The 4,540-nt window shown below is 64.0% G+C and carries 3 protein-coding genes; all 3 read left to right on the forward strand.

What is annotated here, in order from left to right:
• The first annotated feature begins 258 nt into the window (after positions 1–258).
• A complete protein-coding gene (locus AC4FAH_RS00520) occupies positions 259–1,038 on the forward strand; it encodes a DeoR/GlpR family DNA-binding transcription regulator (RefSeq protein ID WP_043331724.1) in 780 nt (259 codons plus the stop codon).
• An 11-nt stretch (positions 1,039–1,049) separates the two neighbouring features.
• Positions 1,050–2,897, forward strand: a complete 1,848-nt coding sequence (gene glmS, locus AC4FAH_RS00525) for a glutamine--fructose-6-phosphate transaminase (isomerizing) (protein WP_043331725.1) — start codon at positions 1,050–1,052, stop codon at positions 2,895–2,897.
• Between the two features lie 169 nt (positions 2,898–3,066).
• Entirely contained in the window at positions 3,067–4,377 is a 1,311-nt protein-coding gene (rluF, locus tag AC4FAH_RS00530) for a 23S rRNA pseudouridine(2604) synthase RluF (RefSeq protein ID WP_490245540.1), read from the forward strand.
• Positions 4,378–4,540 lie beyond the last annotated feature (163 nt).

The raw sequence follows: 4,540 nt of genomic DNA on the forward strand, positions 1-4,540 counted from the left end.
GTGGCAAGCGTATCGACAAGCCGGAATGGCCGCGTCCGACCAAGAAGTGATCGGCAGTTGTGGTAGCGATGCTTGCCCCTGAGGGTAGATGAGCATCACCGGCGGGGAGGCACCGACAGGTGTCTCCCCGTTTTTCGTCACGGCAGATTGTGCTGGACGACCTGCCGGGAGTGAATCGCCTCATCCTCTAGCGTCTTTCACTTGATGTTTCGATTCATCTCTCTTATCTTTCGGTTCGAAACTTTATGGGAGTCCCCGATGTCAAAGCGACTGACACCGCAACGGCGTCACCAGATCCTTGATCAGCTGGCGCGTGACGGTGAGGTCAGTGTCGAGGCACTGGCGCGGGAGCTTGCCACCTCGGAGGTCACCATCCGCAAGGACCTGGCCTTCCTCGAGAAGAGTGGCCTGCTGCTCAGACGCTATGGCGGCGCCGTGGCCATGCCGCGTGAGCTGCTGGTGCATGACGAGCCGGTCAGCGCCGCCAAGCAGGCCATCGCCCGTCTCGCCGCGAGCCGTATCCGCGCGCACCAGCGCATCATCATCGACAGCGGCACCACCACGGTGGTGTTGATTCCCGAGCTCAAGGGCCGGGATGACCTGATCGTGATGACCAACTCGCTGAGCGTGGCCAATGCCATCCGCGAGCTGGAAAACGAGCCGGTGCTGCTGATGACCGGTGGCACCTGGGACCCGCACTCCGATTCCTTCCAGGGCCAGGTGGCGGAGCAGGTGCTGCGCAGCTATGACTTTGATCAGGTGTTTCTCGGCGCGGATGGTCTCGATCTCGAGCGTGGCACCACCACCTTCAACGAGCTGATCGGCCTGTCGCGCGTGATGGCCGAGGTGTCGCGTGAAGTGGTGGTGATGGCGGAATCCCACAAGCTGGGCCGCCGCATTCCCAACCTGGAGCTGGCCTGGTCCAGCGTCAGTACCCTGATAACCGATGACGCGTTGCCTGATGCTGCGCGTGACCAGATTCGTGCTCATGGCGTCGAGGTGTTGATCGCCCCGCTCATCGAGCCAGCAACTGCATAAGGAGATCGCTCATGTGTGGCATCGTCGGCGCCGTCGCCAGTCGTAACGTCCAGAACATCCTGCTCGAGGGCCTGCACCGCCTCGAATACCGTGGCTACGACAGTGCGGGCATGGCCGTCCTCTCCGAAGAGGGTCGCCTGAACCGCGTGCGTGCGCTGGGCAAGGTCGGGGCGCTGCAGAGCCGCCTCGAGGAAGCTCCGCTCAAGGGTCGTGTCGGCATCGCGCACACCCGCTGGGCCACCCATGGCGCGCCGAGCGAAGCCAATGCCCACCCGCACCAGTCCGGCGATAGCCTGGCCGTGGTCCACAACGGCATCATCGAGAATTACGAGACCCTCAAGCGCGAGCTGGAAGGCCAGGGCTACGTCTTCACCTCCGAGACGGACACCGAGGTGGTCGCTCACCTGCTGGCGCGTGAATACACCCTGAGTCAGGACCTTCTGACCGCGGTGCAGAAAGCCGTGGCGCTGCTCGATGGCGCCTTCGCGCTGGGCGTGGTGCACCGTGCCCAGCCGGACGTGCTGATCGGCGCGCGTCAGGGCAGCCCGCTGGTGATCGGTGTCGGGATCGACGAGCACTTCCTGGCCTCCGATCAGCTGGCGCTGCTGCAGGTCACCGATCGCTTCATCTACCTGAAGGAAGGCGATCTGGTGCGCATGACCGCCGAGCAGATCGAGATCTTCGAGCAGGGCGAGCGTCTGGTCACCGAGGCCAACGAGCGTCCGGTGCAGACCTTCGAGCACGCGCAGGATGCCGCTTCCAAGGGCGATTACCGTCACTTCATGCTCAAGGAAATCCACGAGCAGTCGCGTGTGCTGGCCGCCACGCTGGAAGGCCGCCTGAACGGTGATCACGTGCTGGTGCGCAGCTTCGGCAGCGAGGCGGAAAACCTCTTCCGCCAGGTCAAGCAGGTGCAGATCGTCGCCTGTGGTACCAGCTACCACGCTGGCATGGTCGCGCGTTACTGGATCGAGCGTCTGGCCGGCATTCCGGCGGCGGTCGAGGTCGCCTCCGAGTTCCGCTACCGCCCGGTGGTGGTCGCCGATGGTACCCTGTTCGTCACTCTGTCCCAGTCCGGCGAGACCGCCGATACGCTGTCCGCGCTGCGTTATGCCCAGTCGCTGGGTGGCTTCCTCGGCAGTCTGGCGATCTGCAACGTCCCGGGCAGCTCGCTGGTGCGGGAATCAGACCTCAGCCTGATGACCATGGCCGGCCCGGAAATCGGCGTCGCCTCCACCAAGGCCTTCACCACCCAGCTGGTCGGCCTGATGCTGCTGACACTGTCGCTGCGTCGTGTGCGTGGCGGTGATGAGGCGGGTGAAGCCGAGGTGGTGCGCGAGCTGCGTCAGCTGCCGTCGCTGGTCACCAAGGCACTGGCCATGGACAGCGAGATCGAGCGTCTCTCCGAGGCCTTCGCCGACAAGCACAATGCGCTGTTCCTCGGGCGTGGCACCCAGTTCCCCATCGCACTGGAAGGCGCCCTCAAGCTCAAGGAAATCTCCTACATCCACGCCGAGGCCTATCCGGCGGGCGAGCTGAAACACGGCCCGCTGGCACTGGTCGATGCCGACATGCCGGTAGTGGCGGTGGCGCCGAACGACGAGCTGCTCGAGAAGCTCAAGTCGAACCTGCAGGAAGTGCGCGCGCGTGGCGGCGAGCTTTATGTGTTCGCTGACGAGAACATCAGCCTTGAAGAGAGCGAAGGCGTGCGCGTGCTGCGCATGCCGCATGTCAGTGAAGTGCTGGCGCCGATTCTCTACACCCTGCCGCTGCAGCTGCTGTCCTATCACGTCGCCGTGCTCAAGGGCACCGATGTCGATCAGCCGCGCAACCTGGCCAAGAGTGTCACGGTCGAGTGATCTGCGATGCAAGATGGCTGCGCCATATCTGGCGCAGCAGCAGATGAGCCCAGTCTCATTGTGCCAACGGCAGCCTCAGGGCTGCCGTTTTTGGTATCCTGTGCGCCTGCCTTCTTATCCCCTTCCGTCCGCTGCGCGTTCATCGCCCGGCGCACGCACGTGACCTGCCATGACTGATCGCGACGCATCGCTTACCCGCCTCAACAAGTTCATCAGCGAAACGGGCTTCTGCTCGCGACGCGAGGCGGATCGCTACATCGCCGAAGGACGAGTGACCATCAATGGTGTCGTGCCCGAAATGGGCACCAAGGTCGCGCCGGGCGATGAGGTGCTGGTCAATGGCAAGCCATTGAAAGCCAAGCAGGAAGCGGTCTACCTGGCCTTCAACAAGCCGGTGGGCATCACCTGCACCACCGAGCGCCATGTCGACGGCAACATCATCGATTACATCGGTCATCCCAAGCGTATCTTCCCGATCGGTCGCCTCGACAAGCCCTCCGATGGCCTGATCTTCCTGACCAGTGACGGCGATATCGTCAACAAGATCCTGCGTGCCGGCAATGCCCACGAGAAGGAATACGTGGTGCGGGTCGACAAGCCGATCAACGGCGACTTCCTCAAGCGCATGGCCGCTGGCGTGCCGATTCTGGACACCATCACCCAGCCGTGTCGCATCGAGCAGATCTCGACCTATGTGTTCCGCATCATCCTGACCCAGGGCCTCAACCGTCAGATCCGTCGCATGTGTGAGGCGCTGGGCTATGAGGTCTTCAAGCTCAAGCGGGTGCGCATCATGAATGTCAGCCTGGACGGGCTGGGAGTCGGCGAATGGCGGTATCTCACCCAGCGCGAGATGGCGGATATCCAGCAGATGATCGAGGGCTCCAGCGGCACTGAGGAAGCCTCGCGCCTGGCGGCGGCACCGCCTCCTTCCCAGCACGCGACGGCCGCGCGCCATCAGCGCGCCGCCCAGGATACGGACGCTGGCCGGCGTAGCGGGACTCGACGTCATGAGGGCGGCAAGAGCGGATCCGGCCAGCGCAGCCCTGATAAACGCGAGACACGTCAGCGCGGTGCTGATCAACGCCGTGCGGGCCAGCGTTCAGGAGCCAAGCAGGAGGGTGCAGGGCGTCGCGAGCGTTCTGACGAGCGCACCACGGGGCGTGGCAATCAGGAAGGCAGAAGCGACGGTAGAAGTGCCAGCAGGAATGCCAGCAAGAGTGCGGGCGGCGCCGGCAAGCTTGCCAGCGGACTCAAGCCGCGCACGCGTGGCAATGCCAGTGATGGCCGCAATGAGCGTGGCGCGGCCAACAGCAAGGGCTCTGTCAACAAGGCCTCTGCCAACAGCAAGACCGCTGCCAACAAGGGCGGCGGCAGCAAGAGTTACGGCAACACGAGCTCGGGGAAAAACAGCTCGGCTGGCAAGGGCGCCTCGTACAAGGGTAGCGGTCCCTCCAATGGGGGACGCGGTCGCCGCTAGTGAGCCGTCTGCACCTGCTTGTCATGCGCCGGTGAGGCAGGCTGTGCAGTCTGAGGCGTGCGGCGATGGTAGCGGCCCAGCACGAAGGACAGTGTCGCGAATGCCAGTGCCGAACAGATGACCTGTGGCCAGGGGTAGACCAGCGCGGCGATCGCGATCAGCA

It is taken from the genome of Cobetia sp. (genome assembly GCF_983723665.1).

What these genes read in the sequence shown, in the direction of transcription:
- AC4FAH_RS00520 (WP_043331724.1), top strand. Translation starts at nt 259, where the DNA reads ATGTCAAAGCGACTGACACCGCAACGGCGTCACCAGATCCTTGATCAG.
- glmS (WP_043331725.1), top strand. Translation starts at nt 1,050, where the DNA reads ATGTGTGGCATCGTCGGCGCCGTCGCCAGTCGTAACGTCCAGAACATC.
- rluF (WP_490245540.1), top strand. Translation starts at nt 3,067, where the DNA reads ATGACTGATCGCGACGCATCGCTTACCCGCCTCAACAAGTTCATCAGC.